Genomic DNA, 22,238 nt, shown 5'->3' with positions numbered 1-22,238 from the left:
GGATCTGACTCGAGATCAGTTTTTCTTCGAATGCGCTCAACCCCGTGGCTGAGAGCGCAAAATGCTCAAGCTTGAGCCTCACTTCGGAGCCAACGTTAGGTGTTCCTTCGTGACCCACAAGATGAACCACGGCGTCATCACCCGCATACAACCATGCTCCGGGAAACGGAAAATCGGGGCGGGCCCCGGGTTTCAAACCCAGGACATTATCATACCAAGTAACCATCTCAGGCAACCTAGTCGTCACAATATTCACATGATCCAGCCGCTCAATTCTCATTAAAAACCCTCAAGCACAAGCTTTCCTTTGGCCTTGCCGCTTTCGAGGATAGCATGCGCTTTCAATAAGTTTGTAGCATTGATCCTACCAAGTGTATCGGTCGCTGTGGATCTGATCTTTCCATCGTCTATCATCGCGGTGACCCGATTCAGGATTTCGCTTTGGCGATTCATATCTCCAGTCCCAAAAAGCGACCGAGTGTACATGAACTCCCAATGCAATGAGATCGATTTGGGTTTAAACGGCGCGATGTCGAAGGTTTCAGGATCATCGATCAACCCAAAGCGACCTTGGGGCGTCATCACCTCTCCAGCTTGGGAAGCATAAAGCTGGGACTGGTTTGTTGAATAGATGAAATCCACGCTGTCGATACCGAGAGCCTTGAGTTGTGAGCCAAAAGGTTCCGCGTGGTTGATGACTTGGTGTGCGCCTAGCTCTCGAACCCAGTCTTGTGTCTCGGGTCGGGACGCAGTTGCAACCACCGTCATGTCAGTGAGGGCCCGCGCCAATTGAATGGTGATAGACCCGACACCGCCTGCGCCACCAATAACCAGCAACGTCTTGGTTCCGCCGGAAACGGCATTTTGGACTCGCAAGCGGTCGAAAAGCATCTCAAAGGCAGTAAGCGTCGTTAGCGGCATCGCAGCAGCTGCTTTTGCAGGTATGGATTTTGGCGCTGACCCGACAATACGTTCATCCACCAGATGAAACTCGGCATTGGTTCCCGGCCGGTTTATTGCCCCGGCGTACCAAACTGTATCTCCCGGACTGAAAGTCTCAACCGCTTCGCCAACGGCTTCGACGATCCCTACTGCGTCCCACCCTAGAATATCTGGTGCTGGACCTGCAGGAGCACGGTTTTGACGAATTTTCGTATCGACTGGGTTCACTGACACGGCCTGCACCTTCACCAACAAGTCGTGCCCTTTTGGCGTCGGTTTGTCGGCCTCGAAGTCGATTAAGGCGTCCGCCCGATCAATCGATCCTGTCTTAAGGTATCCCACGGCTTTCATAACGTGCTCCTTTGTCCGGTTCTTTATCAACCGATGACTGTCATCTCATTTAGCGTGAATTCTGCAACGGCGCCTTCTGTTGCTTCCAGGTAAGCCGCAAGGTGCTGAGCACCCATGTGGGTTTGCCAAAGCTCCCGGCTTTCCCAACTTTCGTAGAACACGAAATGAGCCGGATTGTCGTTGTCCTGATGCAAGTCGTAGTTAATGCAACCCTCTTCGGCACGGGTTATGTCGATGAGCTTCATAAGCTCAGCCTTTACGAGGTCGATCTTGTCGGGGTTGGCTTTGATGTTGGCGACGATTGTCAGCTTGGCCATTGGAATAGGTCCCTTGTGTTCTTGAGCGATGCGCTAGATTTACGCCGCAGTCATTTCGGGATAAACAGGGAAAGATCGAACATATAATCCGGAAATTCCGTTTAATGCTTTTAGACAATCTTCGCTTGTTTCTGACCATAGCCGAGAAAGGCAGTCTTGTGGCCGCGGCGCGCGAGACAGGGATGTCGAGCACGACAGTGTCCGAGCGGCTCGCGGCTCTGGAGGCACATTACGGCGTGGTTTTGTTCAACCGCACCACCCGTTCCATTAGCCTGACCGAAGAAGGTCGGACACTCGCTGATGGAGCAAGAAACGTTCTCAGTGAGGTTGCGGACCTGGACACACTTGTTCGGCACGGCGCCGAAACTCTGTCTGGTCCAATTCGCATAAGCGCGCCCATTGACTTGGGACGGAGCATTGTCTCCAAGGTTATTGCCGAATTCACCGAAAAGAACCCTGCCGTCTCAATCGAACTGTCCCTATCGGACGGTTATGTCGACCTCGTAGGCCAGGGTTTTGACCTCGCCGTTCGCTTCGGCAACATCACAGACAGCTCGCTCAGGTTGCGAAATCTGGGAAGCTACCAACGTTTCGTTTGTGCGTCCCCAAGTTACCTGGCCTCATTTGGAACGCCTGAAAAACCAGAAGATCTATTAAACCACAACTGCTTGATCATGAGGTTTGGCGACATGATCGACAACGTTTGGGAGTTTGGATCAGGACCAAATGCCCAGCGCGTATCGGTAAAGGGAAATCGAATAGTCAATGATGGTTCACTCATCCGCGATTGGGCGATTGCAGGCCATGGGATCGTATTGAAGTCCGAGCTGGATGTCGGCGACGATGTTCGATCTGGCAGACTTGTTTCTGTCTTGCGCGACTTCCTCCCACCGCCGAAACCTTTGCAAATGATGTTTCCACCGAGCCGGGCCCAACCACGTCGCATAACAGCCATAGCTGAGCATTTGCGTCGCAAATTTGGTGTGAGTTGAGGCCGCAGGGGAAGACACTAATCTGATGGCTGCTATGTCTGCTCAATGAATTTCAAAGTCGCATGTGCTAGCTCTGTGCCGGCATCTTCTTGAATGAAATGCCCGGCTTTTGGCACAACTGTATGATTTTGACCAACTGCCCCAGGGATCGACTTTTGGAACAGTTTGTCTACTCCCGCCATAACCCTGTCATCATCTCCAAAAACAGTCAGAAACGGAGTGTTGAGGGTCTTGAAGGTTTTCCATGCGGCTCGGTTGGCTTCTGAAGCTGGATTGTCGGGCGAGTCGGGCACCAACACTGGAAACTCTCGAGCGCCTGCCAGATAGCGCGCATCTGGGAACGGTGCGTTGTATGCTGCGACTTCTTCATCGGAAATCTTGGATGATGTGCCGCCGAATACAATGCGTCCCGAATTAAATTCAGGCACGGACTGCGAGTATTCCCGCCATGAAAGAAATGCCTCACTCAAGGGTGCGTCACCGGTGGGCAAGGCCGTGTTTGCCACAACTACGCGCGAGAACCGCTCGGGCATACTCGCAACCAACCGCAAGCCTATTAGACCACCCCAGTCCTGGCAAACCAACGTGATGCCCGTCAGGTCAACTTTCCGCAACCACTCGGACATCCAGTCTACATGGCGTTGGTAGGTGTAATCGGATCGCTCTGTTGGTTTATCCGACCTTCCAAACCCAATCAAATCAGGAGCCAGAACTCGATGGCCAGCGTCCTTGAATAACGGAATCATGCGCCGGTAAAGGAAGCACCAGGTTGGCTCTCCATGCATCAACAATACTGGTGATGCATGAGCCGGTCCCTCGTCCAAATAATGCAGTCGGAGAAGACTTCCCTCGGTGTCATCCACATCAAGATAGTTCGGGCCAAAGTTGAAATCTGGCAGCCCGTCAAACCGATGGTCCGGTGTACGAAGGAACTTCATCGTGAACTCTCCAAAAATGCCGACGGTCTTGGTCCAATAACAGTGATCGATAAAACAAGAACGGTCCAGTTCCAGCGTATACCGACTTCAGGTTTGGTTGAGTTGTACACATTACTTCGGTCCCTCGCGGAGGAGGCCCTTTTTGCAGACGTTTTGAACCCGCGCCAAAAAATTTGGTCTCAAAAACCTTATATTGCGAGTTCTTCTGTACGGATCGCCGAGAGGCGGCTCAGAAGAAAATCGCAAGCCCGGTCATTGAGACAACCAAGAAAAGGAGAGACATAATTCCACCGGAGCGAACGAAATCCACCACCCGGTAGCCTGCTGGGCCCATGATCAACGCGTTCACCTGGTGTGTTGGGATCAAAAATGAGTTGGACGTTGATATTGCCACCGTGAGAGCAAACACAGCCGGATTGCCACCCGCGGATACGGCAATAGAAACTGCTAGTGGCACCAGCAGGACAGTTGCGCCTACATTGGACATGACCAGCGTGAACGCCGTTGCCAAAACGGCAATCCCTGCTTGCAAAGACCAGATCGGCCACCCCTTCAGAAGGGCCAACACATGCGCTGCAATCCAATCCGCAGTGCCGGTGTTCTGAACCGCCTGACCTAGCGGGATCAGTGAAGCGAGTAGAAAAACAGTACTCCAACTTATCGACTCGTAGGCTTCGTCAATCGAGAGCACCCGGCTCAACACCATCCCAATAGCGCCGATCAACAGGCATAATGACAAGCGCAGATCGGAAAACAGAATTAGGCTCAACGCTATTAGGAAGAAGGCAAGCGCCCAGCCGACCTTGTGCGGCCGCAACTCTTCCTGGGGAAAGTCCGAGGTGACAACGACGAAATCCCTGTCTGACTTCAGTCGTGTCAGACGATCCCACTGCACGTGCACCACACACGTATCACCGGCCTGCAAAGGGACTTGTCCGATATGCGTTGCTGAATGATCTTCGGTTTCTACATGGCTCAGTGTTTCTTCGCCGCGCTGAATGGCCAGCAGAGACAAACCATGTGTCTGACGGAGGCGCAGATCAATCGGAGTTTGGCCGATCACTGAAGAACCGGGCGGAATAACAACCTCGGCCACCCCAGACTGCGTCGCGGCGAAATCATCCGCAAAGACATCTAGTTGGGGCAGGATCTCCAAGCCGTAAGGCTCAGCGAACTGTTGCTCAACCACCCGACGCAGGCCAAGTACTGCAAGCCGCGCCGGGGCTTCGATCTTGGTATCAGCCATCGGCGCGATGACCTTGTGGCCGCGATAGGACGTGCCAAGAATGTACATGTTATGGGCGACCATTAGATCCGCGAGCGTTTGCCCAATGATGATCGAGCCTTCCGGGACACGTATCTCGAACATATCAGCCCTTAGCCCATAGGTGTTTTCGACATAGGTCTGCATGGACCGCGCTGAGCTTGCGTCTTCTCCACGATCCCGCTGCGCAGGGAGAACCCAACGACCAAAGAGCACAAAGTAAAGCACCCCAGTCAGCACCAGCATCACACCGATCGGCGTGACTGAAAACAGCCCAAATGTCTCCATTTGCTGGTTAGCAGGAAGGGATGAGTTTGCCGAAACAATCAGGTCATTCAACAGGATGAGGGGCGACGACCCGACTAATGTGATGGTACCACCCAGTATCGCGCAAAACCCCATGGGCATCAGCAACCTGCTCATCGGGATTTCCGTACGTGCTGAGATGCGGCTGACAACAGGCAGAAAAAGCGCAGCAGCTCCCACGTTCTGCATGAAGGAACTGATGACACCAACCGTTGTTGATATTATGGGGATTATCCGGGCCTCTGTCGTGCCACCATTCTTGAGGATCAAGGCCGCAACCTTTGACATAAGTCCAGTCTTATCAAGCCCCGCCCCAATTACCATAACTGCGATGATGGACATCACAGCGTTGGAGGAGAAACCTTCAAAGAGCTTAGATACATCGGCTAGATTACCCAGCCCAGGGAGATAGCTCAGTGCACCAAGCAGCACCATTACAAGAATTGCTGCGACATCAATCCGTATAATCTCGGTAACAAAAAGTAAGACGGTAAAAGACAATAAACTCAGTACGGCTATCATTTCGTACGTCAGTGCTGGTAATTCCATATCGTACTCCCAACCTAACGTTACCTGACTACCAGCAAATACGAAGGACCAACTCTGCGCGGCAGATAAGGCCAATAGACATCGGGCCTGCTTACGCCGCTGTTTTCTCGGACGAGATATCTGCTGAAACCTGGATTCTGCCAACCCAAAGAGAGGTAGATGACAAATTCATAAGCCTATCTAAGCATCACAATGCGAAATGAACTTTCACACTTTCTAAAATACACAAATATGGATTTTCCGTATCGTTATCATTCATATCCAGTCAATTTTACTTGCCAAGTAGGGAACGCTCTGCGCGATGCCCTCACGACGGCTCAGCTCTGCATTGCTGTCCTCGCCTTTTAGGCCGTCCAGTACGATCCTGATCTTCTCTACTGCGGAATACTGTTGCGGGTCGCACCGCGAAAGGCCGCATTGAGCTGGAAGCGGCAGACTTCAAGCTTCACGTGAGCCACGATCATGGCATGAATCCAACTAAAATTTGCACTGTGCAGAATTATCTTTGGATGCCAAATTCAATGGGTGGCTGGTGCACCCAAGGTTTTGGTCCAAAGATGCAAAACTTTAGACGAAATCCAAAGCTATGTGCCCCCTACAAACCGCTCAAAAATCCAAATTCTCCACGCTCAGAGCATTCTTTTGAATAAATTCACGGCGCGGCTCTACCACATCACCCATGAGTTTGGTGAACAGATCATCGGCCTCGACCATATCATCCACGCGTACCTGCAACAGGGTCCGCGCGTCCGGGTCCAGCGTTGTTTCCCAGAGTTGATCGGGGTTCATCTCTCCCAAACCTTTGTAGCGTTGCAGCGACAAGCCCTTTTCGCCTTCTTCCAGAATCGCGCGCAGCAGGTCGAGCGGGCCGTGTATGACTTGACCCCGATCACGACGCACCAACGTTGCGGGGGTGTTGTAGACCTCTTGCAGGCTCTGGGTGAAACTGCCGGTTTTACGGGCCTCACCCGAGCGCAACATGGGGCCGTCCAGTGTGCGCACTTCTTCCACACCGCGCAGGATGCGCGCGAGGCGGATGCCGTGATCCTGTGTGATGCGGCCTTGCCAGCCGCGTTCGTATTCCAGTGCAATCAAGTCAAGGCGCGCCGCGACCTTGTCGGCCACGCCCTGCAAATCGGCATCAACAGCGCCGGGCACGAAAGCACCGGCTACAGCAGCCTGCTCCAGAATATGGCGTGGATAATGCGTTGGGAAGGCGTCCAGCACACGCTTCAGCTGGCGCGCTTCATCCACTACGCGGGTCAGGTCCTGCCCGATGATTTCCTCGCCCGAGCCTAATTTAAGTACTGCTCCTTCGACGCCCTGATTGATCAAATAATCATCCAGCGCAGCCTGGTCCTTCAAGTAAACCTCTGATTTACCTCTAGAAACCTTGTATAGCGGTGGTTGAGCGATGTAGAGATACCCGCCCTCGATCAACTCTGGCATTTGCCGGTAGAAGAAGGTCAACAAGAGGGTGCGGATATGCGCGCCGTCAACATCTGCGTCCGTCATAATGACGATTTTGTGGTAACGCAGTTTTTCGATGTTGAATTCGTCGCGGCCAATGCCGGTGCCCAACGCCATCACGAGGTTACCGATCTCTTGGCTCGACAACATCCGGTCAAACCGCGCCCGTTCCACGTTCAAGATTTTGCCACGCAAAGGCAGAACAGCCTGAGTCAGCCGATCCCGACCGGTCTGAGCAGAACCACCAGCCGAGTCCCCCTCGACCAGGAAAACTTCAGTCTTGGACGGATCTTTTTCAGAGCAATCCTTCAGCTTACCAGCCAGATAGTTCACATCCATCGCAGTCTTGCGGCGGGTCAGTTCGCGGGCTTTACGGGCGGCCTCGCGCGCTAAAGCTGCCTCGATGATCTTACCGACAATCCCCTTAGCCTCATTCGGGTTCTCTTCGAACCATTCAGCCAGCTTCTCGTTCATCAGACCTTCGACCGCCGGGCGCACCTCAGAGCTGACCAACTTGTCCTTGGTCTGGGACGAGAATTTCGGATCGGGCACTTTCACAGACAACACGCAGGTCAGGCCTTCGCGTGCATCGTCACCGGTGAAGCTGACCTTTTCCTTCTTTGCGATGCCGCTGGACTGCGCATAGTTGTTGATCGTCCGGGTCAGCGCGCCGCGGAACCCAGCCACATGGGTGCCGCCATCGCGCTGCGGGATGTTATTGGTGAAGGGCAGTACGGTCTCATGATAACTGTCGTTCCACCACATGGCGATTTCCACGCCGATATCGTCACGCTCGCCCTTGATATAAATCGGTTCGGGCATCGCCGGGGTCTTGGACCGGTCGAGATATTTGACAAACTCTTTGACGCCGCCCTCGTAGAACAGCTCGGTTTCCAGCCGCTCAGCAGGGCGCTCGTCGATCAGGATGATCCGCACGCCCGAGTTCAGGAAAGCCAGCTCGCGCAAGCGCTTTTCCAGCGTCTCAAACGAGTATTCGAGGTTCGAAAACGTGTTGGTCGAGGCCAGAAATCGTACCTCGGTTCCCGTGCGATCGCCGCACTCGCCGACGACTTTCAGATGTTCCGCCGTCTCACCGCCCTCAAAACGCGCCACATGTTCCTTGCCGGCCCGCCAAATGCGCAGTTCCAGCCAATCGGATAGCGCATTCACCACCGAGACGCCCACTCCATGCAGACCGCCTGACACCTTGTACGAGTTGCTGTCGAATTTACCGCCAGCGTGCAGTTGGGTCATGATGACTTCAGCCGCTGAAACGCCTTCCTCGGGGTGGATATCCACCGGGATTCCACGTCCATTGTCACTGACCGAAACGCTGGAATCAGCGTGAATTTTTACAGTCACATGGTCGGCATGACCGGCCAGTGCCTCGTCAATTCCGTTATCGACAACCTCGTACACCATATGGTGCAGACCCGAACCATCATCCGTATCCCCGATATACATACCGGGACGTTTGCGAACTGCCTCTAAGCCTTTGAGAACTTTGATGGAATCAGCGCCGTATTCTTGGGGTGCCTGTGCGTCTTCGGACATGCCGTTAGTACCTATATTATTTTGGTAACTTATACGTTTTCTGGTGGGGATTGTCACGTGCTCCCCCCATATTTTGTGGTTCTGATCCGCTTAATTTGCGGATCAAAGCCGATCAAGGTCTGCTGCAATATCCTCGGCGATTTCTGCCGCGTTCACATCGTCCCGTTCGGCTGACAATCGCAACCCCAGAAGGTCGGATTGATAGCGCGCCGCCAAGCGATCCGGGTCATGACTTGGCGCGATTTCTCCGGCCTTCTGCGCGCGGCGAAAGAGGTTCGCAAAACAAGCTTTCATGTCAGCCATATGGCTCTGCGCCTGATCAGCCAAATCATGGTCTTTGGCTTGCAATTCCGCATAAGTCTTCGCCAACATACAGGCTTTTGTTGGCAGCTCCGACGCCTCGATCACACGACGAGGTTGCACCTTAAGAGCACCAAGCGGGCCCAATTCCTGCGCCAAAGCCTTCATATTGGCAACCCCTTCCTGAGTATACCGCTCTAACGCCAGGGCGTAGAGCGCATCTTTCGACCCGAACGCCGCGTAGAAGCTGCCCGGTTTAAGCTTCAGCTCTCGCTCGAGATCCTTAAGCGACGTCCCCGCCCAGCCGTGACGCCAGAAAATATCTCGCGCCTGCGCGATAAGCGCGTCTCGGTCATATGAGGGTTTGCGGGGCATCGTTTCACCAATTCTTGAACGTTCGCTCAAATATATACTTGAGTGATCGCTCAAGAAACCCTAAATACGACTCATCGCGCCAGAAACAGGAGTTTTGACATGGCCAATTTCCCGTCTCACGACCTAGAAACCGCCCCGGAAGGGTCCAAGCCGCTGCTTGAGAAATCTCAGGCTGCATTCGGCCGCCTGCCCGGTCTTCATAAAGTAATGGCCGAAAGCCCCCAGCATCTGGAAGGCTATCAGGTTCTGCACGGCCTGTTTCTGCAGACCGATTTCAACAACGACGAAAAAACCGTTGTCTGGCAAACCATCAATGTCGAAAACGAATGCCATTACTGCGTGCCTGCGCATACCGGCATCGCAAAGATGATGAAAGTCTCTGACGAGATCACCGAGGCGCTGCGCAACGAAACTCCGCTACCCACGGCCAAGCTGGAAGCGCTACGCACCTTTACCCTGCAAGTGATGGAAACCCGTGGAAACCCGACTGAAGAACAGCTGCAGGCCTTCTTTGACGCTGGCTATTCCCACCGCGCGGTCCTGGATGTCGTACTGGGTCTGGCACAAAAAACCATGTCGAACTACGTCAACCACATGGCCAAAACCCCGGTCGACGAAGTGATGCGCGGCTTCCTTTGGGAACGCAAAGTCGGCGAGCCTGCCTAAACGCTGACGACCGAGCCCTCGTCGCCTTCGGTAACGACCAGCGTTTGGGCTCGATCCCCCAATTCCGCAAATAGCTCAGGCCCGGTGCCCGTCATCCAGGCCTGTGCGCCCAGCGCACAAATCTCATCATACAACGCAGCGCGCCGACCCGCATCCAGATGCGCGGCCACCTCATCCAGCAATACAATAGGAGGTGCTCCAACCATCTCCGCCAACGCTCGCGCGTTTGATAGGATCAGCGATACCAGCAGTGCTTTCTGCTCACCGGTCGAGCAATCTTTGGCAGGAACGCCCTTGGCGGAATATACACCATACAGGTCTGATCGATGCGGGCCGACCAAAGTCCGCCCGGCGGCCAGATCGCGAAACCGGCTTTCATCCAAAGCTTCTCGCAAGTCTTCCGCCGTCTCAGGCATTGCACCTTCGGTTTGAACCAATTCAAGATCCGCTGACGGAAAGGCCGTCTCAGCTTTATCCTGTGCTGAGCGCAGATACTCCAACGCACTCAACCGCGCGGCGTGGATGCGATGCCCCATCTCGGCCATCTGCCCTTCCAGCGCCGCGTACCAATGGGCATCGCGAACTTGTTCTTTCAGCAACCGGTTCCGCTCGCGCATCGCTTTTTCATAGGTCAGAGATGCCTCGGCATGTGCCGGATCAAAACTCAGCGCGATCCGGTCGAGGAACCGCCGCCGCCCTTCAGCCCCTTCGATCCAGAGACGGTCCATCGATGGGATTAACCAAACTACCCGCGCCAGCTTTCCCAATTCAATCTGGCTTGAGGTTTTCTCATCAATCCGCACTTGCCGCGCCGCACCACCTTCGGACCAGGTTTCAATCTCGAAATTCTGTCCTTGCGCATTCAATAGCCCAATCAGCTTCCACCCCAGCGCCTCGGGGCGCCGTGTCATCTCAGCGGCGCTTGCCCGCCGCATCCCGCGCCCGGGTGAAAACAGAGAAACCGCTTCCAGGATGTTGGTCTTACCGGCACCGTTTGGCCCATGGATCGCGACTGGCCGCCCGTCCAACGACAGGCGCGCCAGCTTATGAGACCGAAAATGCGAGACCGTAAGCTCGGTCAGGGCCAATCCCATGACCCCTCTCTTTCGTTAGAGATCACCCAGTCGAGGCAATCAGACGCGCATCGGCATTACGACATATACCGCGCTTTGGTCGTTGCCTTCGCGCATCAGCGTCGGATCACCTGCCGAGTTGAACATAAACACCGCATTTTCACGATCCACCTGAGACGCGATTTCGAGCAGATACTTAGCGTTGAACCCGATCTCCAGGCGCTCATCCCCGTAAGCAACTACCAGCTCTTCCTCAGCCGCACCACTGTCGGGTGCATTCACTGACAGAACCAGCTTATCCGCATCCAATTGCAGTTTGACGGCCCGCGACCGCTCGGACGAAACTGTCGCCACACGATCCACAGCCTGCGCGAATTCAGCCGCGTCCACTTCTAACTTGCGCGTGTTACCTTGCGGGATGACACGTGTGTAATCCGGGAACGTTCCGTCGATCACTTTCGAGGTGAGCGTGATGTCAGGCGTTGCAAACCGCACCTTGGTTTCACTGACCGAGACGGCGATGTCCATCTCGTCATCATCCAGCAGCTTGCGCAGTTCGCCCACGGTTTTGCGGGGCACGATCACGCCCGGCATATCCGCTGCACCATCCGGCAGATCCGCATCGATCCGTGCCAAGCGGTGACCATCAGTCGCCACGCAACGCAGTACCTTGCCGCCCTCGGAACCATCCGCAACGTGCATGTAAACGCCGTTCAAATAATATCTCGTCTCTTCCGTGGAAATGGCAAACTTCGATTTATCGAACAGCCGGCGCAACAATGCCGCTGACGCCGTAAAGTTCGATTGGTATTCTGAAGACGCCATAACCGGGAAATCTTCTTTCGGCAGCGTGGCCAGAGAAAAATTCGAGCGCCCCGCTTCCACGGTCAACCGCCCAGCTGCACTATCTGCGGTCAGGGTCACCAGCGCCCCATCGGGCAGCTTGCGTACGATCTCATGTAGCGTTGTGGCCGCAACAGTCGTAGCGCCCGCTTTCTCGACTTGCGCGGGGGCCTTGTCGACCACTTCGATGTCCAGATCGGTGGCACGAAACAGCGCCTGATCGCCTTCGGCCTCGATCAGCACGTTGGCAAGTATGGGAATCGTGTTGCGACGTTCGACAACTGACTGGGCCTGCGAAACGGCCTTGAGAAGGGTGCCGCGTTCGATGCTGATCTTCATACCCTCTGTTCCTTTGACTTGCGTGCCGAAATAGGCGGGACTGGCACGTTAGCGTCTCAGCCCTGAGGCACAAGGATTTTTTACGGATTTCTGGGTCGGATTGCCTCGGTGGTCAAGAGCAGCGCGCGTGAAACACTCCAGATCATTCTCAACCGTGGACAATAGCGCACAAGAAAACACCCCGAACGCAATAGCCCGGGGTGTTTTTCAAAGATTCAGTGCGGTTTAGGCTTCCAAGGCCCGGCGCAGCATCTCAACATCTTCGGCAATCTGGCCATCGGTCAACTTCAGCTCTTCGATGCGCTTCACGCCATGCATGACCGTGGTGTGGTCGCGCCCGCCAAATCGACGGCCAATCTCAGGCAGCGACCGACTGGTCAGTTGCTTGCACAGATACATCGCCACCTGACGCGGACGCGCATAGGACCGCAGGCGTTTAGGGCCGATGATATCGCTGAGGCGGATATTGTAATAATCCGAGACCTTGCGCTGGATCTCTTCGACGGTGATCTTGCGCTCGGAGGCGCGCAGTACATCGGCCAGACAATCCTGCGTCAGCTCCATATCGATCTCGCGCCCGACCAGCGAGGCAAAGGCAAAAAGGCGGGTCAGCGCCCCTTCCAGCACGCGCACATTGGTCGAGATGCGGTGTGCAAGGAATTCCAATACACCATCAGCAATGGTCAGATCGGGATAGGTGCTGCTGTACTGCTGCACTTTGTTCTGCAGGATTCCCAGACGCAATTCGTAGTCTGTGGGATGAAGATCGACGACAAGGCCACATTGCAGGCGTGACTTTACGCGGTCTTCAAGGTCCTTGATCTCGCCCGGCGCGCGGTCGGCCGAGATGATGATCTGCTTGTTCTGATCCACCAGCGCGTTGAACGTGTGGAAAAACTCTTCCTGCGTCGAATCCTTGCCAGCGATGAACTGCACGTCATCGACCATCAGCACATCGACCGAACGGAACAAGTGCTTGAAATCCATCATGCGGCGTTCACGCAAAGCCTGCACAAAGCGATACATGAACTGTTCTGCTGACAGATAAAGCACATTCAACTCGGGGTGCTTGGTTTTCAACTCCCACGCAATCGCGTGCATCAGGTGGGTTTTACCCAGTCCAACACCACCGTAAAGAACAAGCGGATTGAAAGTTACCGGTCCGCCCTCGGATACGCGGCGAGCTGCGGCATGTGCAAGTTCGTTGGGTTTGCCAACAACAAAGCTATCAAAGGTAAACCGTGCATCCAGTGGCGCAGCCTGTAGTGCTTCAAGCGCATCGTTGGCTGTATCTGTAACAGCGGGCCGGGTTTCTGGCGCGGGAGATGGCTTGGGCTCTTCCACCAATGTGGGACGGGCTGACGAATTGGCCGCTGTGCGAAACGCCAAGCGCTGAACCTTTTCGCCCGATGTGTTCAGCTCATAGAGAATAAGGTCCGCAAAATTCTGACTGACATAGTTGCCCATGAAGTTGGTCGGCACCGAGAACACCGCTACACCATCCTGCAACTCCTGAAACTCCAAGGGTTCAATCCAGGTGGTAAAATTGTTCTTCCCAACCGCCTTCATCAATTTGCTACGCAGTTGTCCCCATTTCTCTTGTGTCATTCGGCGCCTCACGCATCCCATTCATTATTGGCCTTAAGGCCTTTTTTAATGTGTCCCGAATTACGGGCCTTTACGGCGCTCACACACAAGGGAACGTTTCGCCAAACCTGATGGTCTGGCGGGTACGCTCGAATATCATCGCAGTCCAATACAGCACGGCCCCAAAATGGGGGCACACCCGGAATCCGGGATGCGCATGATATTCCAATTTATCGACAGGGCCGGGATCTTCGGCTAACCCGAGACCCAGAGCAGATCGTCCAACTGACCGAAGCCAGCTTTCGAACATTCGTTCCTAAATCTTTCCGATGCCCGTCGGTCAGATCCTTGGAACAGCCTGTCCCCCCAAGCGAGTGAATCGCTGACTAAGTCGTAGCAAGAGCCCAAGGGTCCGGGCAACGAAACTCTGATATTGACTCGGGGTTCTGGGCGAAAGAATCTCTCGGCTTCGTGAAGACGCGGCTTTCCGGCAACAATGAAAAAGGCGTCGCAATCAGCGACGCCTTTTTCGCAAATCAACGCTTGACGCGTTTTCCCAAAGAATCAGCCCAGCGCTTTGACGCGCGCCGACAGGCGCGACATTTTGCGGGCTGCGGTGTTCTTGTGGAAGACGCCTTTGGTAACGCCACGCATCAACTCGGGCTGAGCGGCGCGCAGGGCTGCGGTAGCCGCGTCCTTGTCGCCGGATGCGATCGCTTCTTCAACTTTGCGCAGGTGGGTACGGATGCGCGAACGTCGCGCTTTGTTGACGGCGAAGCGCTTTTCGTTCTGACGGGCGCGTTTCTTTGCCTGGGGCGAATTTGCCATGTGTCTCTGACCTTTTGTTCGGTACGGTTATCTTGGGTTGCGCGCCACGGACATATCCGCACCGGATCAGAAATCACGAGTGTGAGTCGGGCCAAGCGGGCCGCACGCGCATGTATGACGGCGGTCTCTAACCAAGTTTAGCAGGTTTGCCAAGCTGATTCTTCCAGTATGTGATGAGGGAAAAAGGCGGGGTCTGCCCGCCTAATATCACTAAGCGACGATTATGATCACTTGTCGCGGAACTGAGCCGCACGTTTTTCCAGAAACGCGGCCATGCCTTCTTTCTGATCCTCTGTCGCAAACATCGAATGGAACACCCGACGCTCAAACAGCATGCCTTCGCTCAGCGGCAGCTCATAGCTGCGGTTCACAGCCTCTTTGGCCGCGATGGCCGTGATCTGCGATTTCTCTGCAATCTTCTGCGCCGCACCGGTTGCCTCTTCGATCAGCTTTTTGGCGGGCACGACACGACTGACCAGTCCCGCGCGCTCGGCCTCTTCAGCGTCCATGAAGCGGCCTGTCAGGTTCATGTCCATCGATTTGGACTTACCAACGAAGCGGGTCAGACGCTGACTGCCACCAAGCCCCGCGATGACGCCCAGATTGATCTCAGGCTGGCCGAACTTGGCGGTGTCGGCAGCGATGATGAAATCGCACAGCATCGCCAGTTCACACCCGCCGCCCAGCGCGTAACCGGCAACGGCAGCGATGATAGGTTTACGGATCGCGGAAACCCTATCATTGGCGTCCGCAAACAGATTAACGTCGAACACATCGACAAAGCTCATTTCGGACATTTCCTTGATGTCCGCACCGGCGGCAAAGGCCTTGTCCGAGCCGGTGATGACGATGCAGCGCACCTTGTCATTGCTATCCGCATCTTCCAGCGCCTCGCACAGCTCACCCAGCAACTGGGTGTTCAGCGCGTTCATCGCATCGGGGCGGTTGAGCTTGATAAGGGCGACGTGGTCTTCGATTTCGACGATGATCGTCTCAAAAGCCATGAGGTGTAAGCTTCCGGTTGTTCCGTTCAGGTACGATTCCTTATCACGCGATTTCGCTGGATCAAGTTATCTTTGGCATTGCGCGCAATAGAAGGATGAGCGACCGGACTGGGTGATTCTCTTGATTTCAGCGCCACAACCCTCGGTTCGACAAGGCTCTCCTTCGCGACCGTAGACGTCGAAGCTGTGTTGAAAATATCCAAGTTCTCCATCGGCTTGGCGGAAATCGCGCAGCGATGACCCACCCGCTTCAATCGCATCCTGCAACACTTTTCTGATGATCGGCACAAGGGCCGCAACGCGTGGCGCAGAAATCTGTCCCGCTTTGCGACGTGGCGACACCTTGCCGCGATAAAGCGCTTCGCAGACGTAAATATTACCCAAACCGGCAACGATTCCCTGATCCAACAACGCCGATTTGACCGGGCTGTTCTTGCCTTTGAAGGCGTCTATCAGGTGCTGTTCGTGAAAATCATTACCCAACGGTTCAGGTCCCAGAACCGATAGCAGCTTGTGCTGCTCCGCCGTTGCCGTCGGCAGCAGATCCATTGCCCCGAACCGGCGCGGATCGTTGAAGGTGATGCGTGCGCCATTAGCCATATGAAACACCACGTGATCATGTTTCTGCGCCATCGGATGCTCATGCGCATACTGTCCGAGCGGATCGCCAGAGACCGTCATCCGCCCCGACATGCCCAGATGGATCAACAACGTCTCGGCACTGCTGAGATCCGCCAGAATGTACTTCGACCGTCGCCGCAGCCGATCCACCCGTTGGCCCGTCAGCCGCTCAGCCATCCGAGCCGGGAAAGGCCAGCGCAAATCAGGCCGATTCACATCCGCCCTTTCGATCACTGTGCCCTCCATTGCGGGGCTCAGGCCGCGTCTTACTGTCTCGACCTCGGGCAATTCGGGCATTACAGGGCTCCTATTCCAAAGGGCCGCATTGTGCCCGCCTCTTATCGCCCTATAACAGAGGCGAAATTCGACAAACGGCAAGGCAAATGTCCGACACCAACGACAAGACCACTCATTTCGGGTTCGAAACCGTGCGCGAGGCTGAAAAAGCCGGCCGCGTACAGGGCGTGTTCAACTCGGTCGCCTCGAAATACGACGTGATGAACGACGTGATGTCGATGGGCATCCACCGGGTCTGGAAAGACGCGATGATGGACTGGCTTGCCCCGCGCGCCGGTCAGCGGCTTCTGGATGTGGCGGGCGGCACCGGCGATATCTCGTTCCGCTTTCTGAAGCGCGCAGGCCACGGCCATGCTACCGTGCTGGACCTGACCGAGCCGATGCTGGTCGAAGGCCGCCAGCGCGCGGAGGCCGACCAGATGTCCGACAGCCTGAATTGGGTGGTGGGCGATGCGATGGCGCTGCCCTTCGAGGATAACACCTTCGACGTCTACACCATCTCCTTCGGCATCCGGAACGTCACCCGCCCGCAAGAGGCGCTGAACGAGGCCTATCGCGTTCTGAAGCCCGGTGGTCGTCTGATGGTGCTTGAGTTCAGCCAGTTACCCAATGACGGGCTGCAGAAGCTTTACGACCTCTACAGTTTCAATGTCATCCCGCGTATGGGCAAGCTGATCGCCAACGACTACGACAGCTATCAATACCTTGTGGAATCGATCCGCAAGTTCCCAGATCAGGAGACATTCCTGAACATGGTCCGCACCGCCGGGTTTGAAAACGCCAAATACCGCAACCTGAGCATGGGCATTGCCGCACTGCATTCTGGCTGGAAGATCTAGATGCGCGGCCCCCACAACATCATTCGCCTGGTCCGGACGGGCGCCACGCTGGAACGCACCGGTGCCATGAATGTGGTGCTGGACGCGTTTGAAGCGCCGCGCGCCGTACGTATTCTGGCGCATACGCTGGGCAAACCGTTCCAATGGCTAGGCTACAAGGGCGACCCCGAGATGCCGCCCGCCACCCGTGCCCTGACCGCATTGGGTCCGGCTTACATCAAATTCGGGCAGGTGCTTTCGACCCGCCCCGACGTGGTGGGAAATGAACTGGCCGAGCAACTGCGTGTTCTGCAAGACAAGCTGCCGCCCTTTTCCAAAGCTGAAGCAATGGCAGAGGTCGAGAAAGAGTTAGGCCAACCGACGTCAGAGATATTCAGTGAGTTCAGTGAACCCATCGCCGCTGCCTCGATTGCTCAGGTTCACAAGGCCAAGTTGACCAGCACAGGCGAAGACGTTGCTGTCAAAGTCCTGAGACCGGGTATCGAGCGCGCCTTCCGCAAGGATGTTGACGCGTTCTATTTCGCCGCGCGTATGGTACAACTTTGCGCCCCCGGAGCGCGCCGACTACGCCCGATGGAAGTGATCGAGCATTTCGACGGCGTAGTACGCGGCGAGTTGGACCTGCGTCTGGAAAGCGCCGCCGCCTCGGAATACGATGCCAATACCAAGGATGATGCTGGATTCTGGCTGCCCCCGGTGGTCTGGTCGCTATCCGCCCGCCGCGTCATGACGCTCAGCTGGGCTGATGGCATTCCCTTGGGAGACAACAACGCGCTGGACGCTGCCGGACATAATCGCCGCGATCTGGCTGAGCGCGTGCTCCGCCTGTTCCTGTTGCACGCGCTTCGCGACGGCTATTTTCACGCCGACATGCACCAAGGCAACCTCAAGGTCGCAGCGAACGGGGACATTATCGCCTATGACTACGGCATAATGGGCCATATCGATGAATACACTCGCCGGGTCTATGCCGAGATTCTCTTTGGTTTCATCCGCCGCGACTATAAACGCGTGGCTGAAGTCCATTTCGAAGCAGGCTATGTGCCTGCCAATCAGGACGTCGACGAATTCGCTCGCGCCTTGCGCGCGGTAGGTGAGCCGATCTTCGGCATGGACGCCACCCATATCTCGATGGGTCGGCTGCTAAGCTACCTGTTTGAAGTCACTGAACGCTTTGGCATGGAAACCCGCACCGAGCTGATCCTGCTGCAACGCACCATGGTGGTGGTCGAAGGCGTCGCCCGCTCGCTTGATGATCACATGAACATCTGGGAGGTCGCCCGACCGGTGGTCGAGGATTACATCAAACAATCCATCGGCCCCCGCGCCGCCCTGCGCGATTTCGGCAAAACCGCCCTGGTGCTTGCCCGTTTCGGCCCCCGCTTGCCCGGTCTGGTGGAAAATGCCCTTATTGCCCAGACTCAAAAAGACGACCCAAAGACCCCGGGTTTCATCGCAAACCTTCTGCCAGCAGCGATCGGCGCGGCCGCAGGCATAGCCGCGACGCTGGTGATCTTCGCACTCAGCTAAACCAACCCGACCGCTTCATCTGGCTAAAAAAACCTTCGGGGGGAATCGCGCCCCGGCGCGATGGGGGGCAGACAGCCCCCCTTGCCCAGACCCAACTCAGAGCCGCTCGATAGCGAGGGCAATGCCTTGACCGCCCCCGATGCACATGGTGATCAGACCTTTCGATCCACCAATACGCTCCAACTCATACAACGCCTTAAGCGTGATAATTGCCCCTGTGGCGCCCACCGGATGGCCCAGTGCAATAGCCCCACCGTTTGGATTCACCTTTGCAGCGTCCAGACCCAATTCCTGATTGACAGCCAGAGCTTGCGCCGCAAACGCCTCGTTGCTTTCGATCACGTCGAAATCATCCGCAGACAAACCCGTTTTTGCGAACAGGTTCTGCACAGCTGGAACCGGGCCGATACCCATCACCTCGGGTCGCACGCCGGCATGGGCATAGCCAATCACGCGCGCTTTGGGTTTCAAGCCCGCCTTTTCTGCAGCATCCACTGTCGCCAATACCATCGCCGCCGCGCCGTCATTGATGCCCGAGGCGTTGCCTGCCGTCACCCGCCCATCTTTCTGGAATACCGGGCGCAATCCGGCCAGCGCCTCGGCAGTGGTGGCCTTGGGATGTTCATCGACCTTGAAGTCGACCTTGTCGCGCTTGACCTTGACCTGCACCGGCGCGATTTGGCTGTCGAAATACCCGGCCTCAATCGCCGCAGCCGCACGGGTCTGGCTGGTCAGCGCAAACGCGTCCATCTGTTCGCGGCTGATCTGGTGTTCATCCGCCACATTCTCGGCGGTCACCCCCATATGCCCGGTGCCGAATGGGCAGTTCAGCGCGCCCAGCATCATGTCGAGCGATTTGACATCGCCCATCTTCGCCCCCCAACGGGCCTGCGGTACGACATAAGGGCTGCGCGACATGCTTTCGGCACCGCCTGCCACGGCAAACTCGGCATCGCCTAGCATCAGCGCCTGCACCGCCGACACTACTGCCTGCGCCCCCGAACCGCACAGCCGGTTCACGTTCATCGCCGGAGTCCCGTTCGGAATACCCGCCTGCATTGCGGCGACTCGCGACAGATACATGTCGCGCGGTTCGGTGTTGATCACATGACCAAAGACAACATGATCAATCTGCGCGCCTTCAACGCCCGAACGCTCCATTGCCGCCTCGGTCGCCACGGTCGCCAGATCGATCGGAGCGGTCGAGGCCAACGCACCGCCAAAGGTCCCGATGGCTGTGCGCGCACCGTCCAGTATTACTATGTCCGTCATGTTTTCTCCTCCAAGTCTCGCGCCCATTATGCACCTGCAGCATGATCTTCATATTAGACTCACTGTCACGCCGGAATTGACATTACGTTGCGCAACACCCATGGATTCCGTCATGACGGAAAACACAGACGATATTCTGACGCGCCTGCCCGCCCGATTGAAAGAGGCGCGCCGCGCCAAAGGCCTGTCGCTTGAGGCGGTCGCCAACCTCAGCGGCGTCTCCCGTTCCATGGTCAGCCAAATCGAGCGTGGCGAAAGCAGCCCCACAATTTCGACTCTGTGGAACCTGACACGCGCTCTGCAGGTGGATTTCGCCGGACTGTTGGAAGACGCCAAAACGACCGACCAGATCGAAGTGCTGCGTCAAGCAGAAGTGCCCAGTATCGACAATATGGGCGAGAAATGCCGGATTCGCATCCTCTCTCCCCCCGAAGAGGCCGGAGGACACGAGGTCTATGATATTCAGTTTCAGGCCAATGGGAGCCTGAACAGCCAACCTCATGCGCGCGGCGCGCGGGAGCAACTGACTGTGCTGGAAGGCGCCGTCCGTGTCACTTCGGGAACGGCATCCAGCGATCTGAAACAAGGGGATACCGCCCGGTATGCCGCCGATATTACGCATTCGATAAGCGCTGAAAACCCGGCCCGCGTTTTCCTGATCGTAAAAAACGCCTGAACGGGCAAGATTCCGCCTTCACGGATATTTTTCCCAAATACTGTAATTCTCCTATTTGGGAATTTCTTCCGCTATGTTAGACGTGCGACTCAGATTAACGGAGGTCGCCATGGCTGATGCATTCCTGTCCCATATTTCGGATACACTCGCGCAGATTGAGGCAGAGGGTCTGTACAAGCGCGAACGAATGATCACCTCGCCTCAGGGCGGTGAGATTACGGTGGGCGACAAGCAGGTGATCAACTTGTGCGCCAACAACTATCTGGGTTTGGCCGATCACCCCGCGCTGATCAACGCCGCCAAAAGCGTCATGGAGCCCAAGGGGTTCGGCATGGCCTCGGTCCGGTTCATCTGCGGTACGCAGGACATTCATCGCGAACTTGAGCAGAAGCTGGCAAAGTTCCTGAACAAGGACGATTCAATTCTGTTCGCTGCCTGCTTCGACGCCAATGGCGGGTTGTTTGAGCCTTTGTTAGGGCCCGAAGACGCCATCATCTCTGACAGTCTAAATCATGCCTCGATCATCGACGGGGTACGGCTGTGCAAGGCAAAACGCTATCGCTACATGAACAACGACATGAACGACCTCGAAGCGTGGCTGAAACAAGCGCGCGAGGACGGGGCGCGGCATATCATGATCGCAACCGATGGCGTGTTCTCAATGGATGGCTATCTGGCCAATCTGCCGAAGATTCGCGAGCTGGCCGACGAATACGACGCCATCGTGATGGTCGATGACTGCCACGCCACCGGCTTTATGGGGCCAAACGGAGCGGGCACGCCGGACCACTTCGGCGTCGACGTGGATATTCTGACGGGAACTCTGGGCAAGGCACTTGGGGGGGCAATCGGCGGTTATATCGCCGGGCCGCAGCCAGTGATCGACCTGCTGCGGCAGCGGGCGCGGCCCTATCTGTTCTCAAACTCGCTGCCGCCGTCCATCGTTGCCGCAGGGCTTGAGGCGATCCGTCTGGTTGAAGAAGGTGACATGCTGCGCGCCCAATTGTTCGGCAATGCCAAATACTGGCGCGCCGGGTTAGAGAATCTGGGCTTCGACCTACTTCCGGGCGAACACCCGATCATCCCGGTCATGCTGGGTGAAGCGACCCTGGCGCAGGATATGGCATCGCGATTGTTTGACGAAGGCGTCTATGTTTCGGGCTTTTTCTTCCCTGTCGTGCCGCGTGGTCAGGCCCGAATCAGAACGCAGATGAATGCGGCTCTAACACGCGACGAATTAGACCGGGCGCTCGCGGCATTTGGCAAGGTCGGCAAAGAATTGGGGATAATCTGATGCGGCCCAAC

Annotated in this window: 20 protein-coding genes; 6 read left to right on the top strand and 14 right to left on the bottom strand. The window is 56.0% G+C overall.

Features of this window, described 5'->3' with window-relative positions:
* The 3 genes from ACR0L9_RS18960 to ACR0L9_RS18950 all read right to left on the bottom strand — a co-directional run.
* On the bottom strand, positions 1-280 hold a 280-nt coding region (locus tag ACR0L9_RS18960; protein WP_480896406.1), incomplete at its 3' end, for a VOC family protein.
* On the bottom strand, positions 280-1,293 hold the full coding sequence (locus ACR0L9_RS18955; RefSeq protein ID WP_480896405.1) for a zinc-binding alcohol dehydrogenase family protein: 1,014 nt from the start codon (positions 1,291-1,293) through the stop codon (positions 280-282). The genes ACR0L9_RS18960 and ACR0L9_RS18955, both read right to left, overlap by 1 nt.
* Positions 1,294-1,319: 26 nt before the next feature.
* Positions 1,320-1,610, bottom strand: a complete 291-nt coding sequence (locus ACR0L9_RS18950; RefSeq protein ID WP_480615277.1) for a putative quinol monooxygenase — start codon at positions 1,608-1,610, stop codon at positions 1,320-1,322.
* Positions 1,611-1,714: 104 nt separating this feature from the next.
* Between ACR0L9_RS18950 and ACR0L9_RS18945 the strand changes: the two genes are divergently transcribed.
* The gene (locus ACR0L9_RS18945; protein ID WP_480615275.1) at positions 1,715-2,602 is read left to right on the top strand and encodes a LysR family transcriptional regulator; all 888 of its coding nucleotides are present in this window, start codon (positions 1,715-1,717) and stop codon (positions 2,600-2,602) included.
* Positions 2,603-2,634: 32 nt separating this feature from the next.
* Here the strand turns inward: ACR0L9_RS18945 and ACR0L9_RS18940 are convergent, their stop codons facing one another.
* From ACR0L9_RS18940 to ACR0L9_RS18925, 4 genes are all read right to left on the bottom strand, one after another.
* On the bottom strand, positions 2,635-3,540 hold the full coding sequence (locus tag ACR0L9_RS18940) for a haloalkane dehalogenase (RefSeq protein ID WP_170626252.1): 906 nt from the start codon (positions 3,538-3,540) through the stop codon (positions 2,635-2,637).
* Positions 3,541-3,769: 229 nt separating this feature from the next.
* Positions 3,770-5,659 (bottom strand): SLC13 family permease, encoded by a 1,890-nt coding sequence (locus tag ACR0L9_RS18935; RefSeq protein ID WP_480896404.1) that lies wholly within the window; start codon positions 5,657-5,659, stop codon positions 3,770-3,772.
* 606 nt (positions 5,660-6,265) lie between these two features.
* A complete protein-coding gene (gene gyrB / locus ACR0L9_RS18930; protein ID WP_170395385.1) occupies positions 6,266-8,683 on the bottom strand; it encodes a DNA topoisomerase (ATP-hydrolyzing) subunit B in 2,418 nt (805 codons plus the stop codon).
* A 102-nt stretch (positions 8,684-8,785) separates the two neighbouring features.
* A complete protein-coding gene (locus tag ACR0L9_RS18925) occupies positions 8,786-9,358 on the bottom strand; it encodes a TetR/AcrR family transcriptional regulator (protein WP_170647231.1) in 573 nt (190 codons plus the stop codon).
* Between the two features lie 99 nt (positions 9,359-9,457).
* Here ACR0L9_RS18925 and ACR0L9_RS18920 point away from each other — a divergent pair, with 99 nt between their 5' ends.
* Positions 9,458-10,024 (top strand): carboxymuconolactone decarboxylase family protein, encoded by a 567-nt coding sequence (locus ACR0L9_RS18920; protein ID WP_170423365.1) that lies wholly within the window; start codon positions 9,458-9,460, stop codon positions 10,022-10,024.
* Here ACR0L9_RS18920 and recF read toward each other — a convergent pair.
* The 6 genes from recF to mutM all read right to left on the bottom strand — a co-directional run bounded on the left by recF (position 10,021) and on the right by mutM (position 16,616).
* Positions 10,021-11,118, bottom strand: coding sequence for a DNA replication/repair protein RecF (gene recF / locus ACR0L9_RS18915; protein ID WP_170515653.1), 1,098 nt, complete (start codon positions 11,116-11,118; stop codon positions 10,021-10,023). The genes ACR0L9_RS18920 and recF overlap by 4 nt on opposite strands.
* A gap of 39 nt (positions 11,119-11,157) precedes the next feature.
* The gene (gene dnaN / locus ACR0L9_RS18910; RefSeq protein WP_170818510.1) at positions 11,158-12,279 is read right to left on the bottom strand and encodes a DNA polymerase III subunit beta; all 1,122 of its coding nucleotides are present in this window, start codon (positions 12,277-12,279) and stop codon (positions 11,158-11,160) included.
* A 225-nt stretch (positions 12,280-12,504) separates the two neighbouring features.
* Positions 12,505-13,887 (bottom strand): chromosomal replication initiator protein DnaA, encoded by a 1,383-nt coding sequence (dnaA, locus tag ACR0L9_RS18905; RefSeq protein WP_170408656.1) that lies wholly within the window; start codon positions 13,885-13,887, stop codon positions 12,505-12,507.
* Between the two features lie 543 nt (positions 13,888-14,430).
* On the bottom strand, positions 14,431-14,694 hold the full coding sequence (rpsT, locus tag ACR0L9_RS18900; RefSeq protein ID WP_010442545.1) for a 30S ribosomal protein S20: 264 nt from the start codon (positions 14,692-14,694) through the stop codon (positions 14,431-14,433).
* A 227-nt stretch (positions 14,695-14,921) separates the two neighbouring features.
* Complete coding sequence (locus tag ACR0L9_RS18895; RefSeq protein WP_170395375.1) at positions 14,922-15,698, bottom strand: enoyl-CoA hydratase; 777 nt, start codon at positions 15,696-15,698, stop codon at positions 14,922-14,924.
* 66 nt (positions 15,699-15,764) lie between these two features.
* Positions 15,765-16,616 carry a bifunctional DNA-formamidopyrimidine glycosylase/DNA-(apurinic or apyrimidinic site) lyase gene (mutM, locus tag ACR0L9_RS18890; RefSeq protein ID WP_170736802.1) on the bottom strand — a complete coding sequence of 284 codons (852 nt, stop codon included), beginning with the start codon at positions 16,614-16,616 and terminating at the stop codon, positions 15,765-15,767.
* An 86-nt stretch (positions 16,617-16,702) separates the two neighbouring features.
* On the opposite strand from mutM, the gene ubiE reads away from it, so the two are divergent.
* Together ubiE and ubiB are read left to right on the top strand one after the other, a co-directional pair.
* Positions 16,703-17,455 (top strand): bifunctional demethylmenaquinone methyltransferase/2-methoxy-6-polyprenyl-1,4-benzoquinol methylase UbiE, encoded by a 753-nt coding sequence (gene ubiE, locus ACR0L9_RS18885; protein ID WP_170408658.1) that lies wholly within the window; start codon positions 16,703-16,705, stop codon positions 17,453-17,455.
* Positions 17,456-18,985, top strand: coding sequence for a 2-polyprenylphenol 6-hydroxylase (gene ubiB, locus ACR0L9_RS18880; RefSeq protein WP_480896403.1), 1,530 nt, complete (start codon positions 17,456-17,458; stop codon positions 18,983-18,985). It begins immediately after the preceding gene.
* Positions 18,986-19,081: 96 nt separating this feature from the next.
* On the opposite strand, the gene ACR0L9_RS18875 is transcribed toward ubiB, so the two are convergent.
* Positions 19,082-20,257, bottom strand: coding sequence for an acetyl-CoA C-acyltransferase family protein (locus tag ACR0L9_RS18875; protein WP_170567535.1), 1,176 nt, complete (start codon positions 20,255-20,257; stop codon positions 19,082-19,084).
* A 112-nt stretch (positions 20,258-20,369) separates the two neighbouring features.
* Between ACR0L9_RS18875 and ACR0L9_RS18870 the strand changes: the two genes are divergently transcribed.
* On the top strand, positions 20,370-20,933 hold the full coding sequence (locus tag ACR0L9_RS18870; protein WP_170395365.1) for a helix-turn-helix domain-containing protein: 564 nt from the start codon (positions 20,370-20,372) through the stop codon (positions 20,931-20,933).
* A gap of 109 nt (positions 20,934-21,042) precedes the next feature.
* On the top strand, positions 21,043-22,227 hold the full coding sequence (locus ACR0L9_RS18865) for a glycine C-acetyltransferase (RefSeq protein ID WP_170818508.1): 1,185 nt from the start codon (positions 21,043-21,045) through the stop codon (positions 22,225-22,227).
* Positions 22,228-22,238 lie beyond the last annotated feature (11 nt).

It is taken from the genome of Ruegeria sp. I3, from assembly GCF_056532525.1.
Note: the sequence above shows the minus strand (reverse complement) of the source record. Positions and strands in the feature narration are given on the sequence as shown.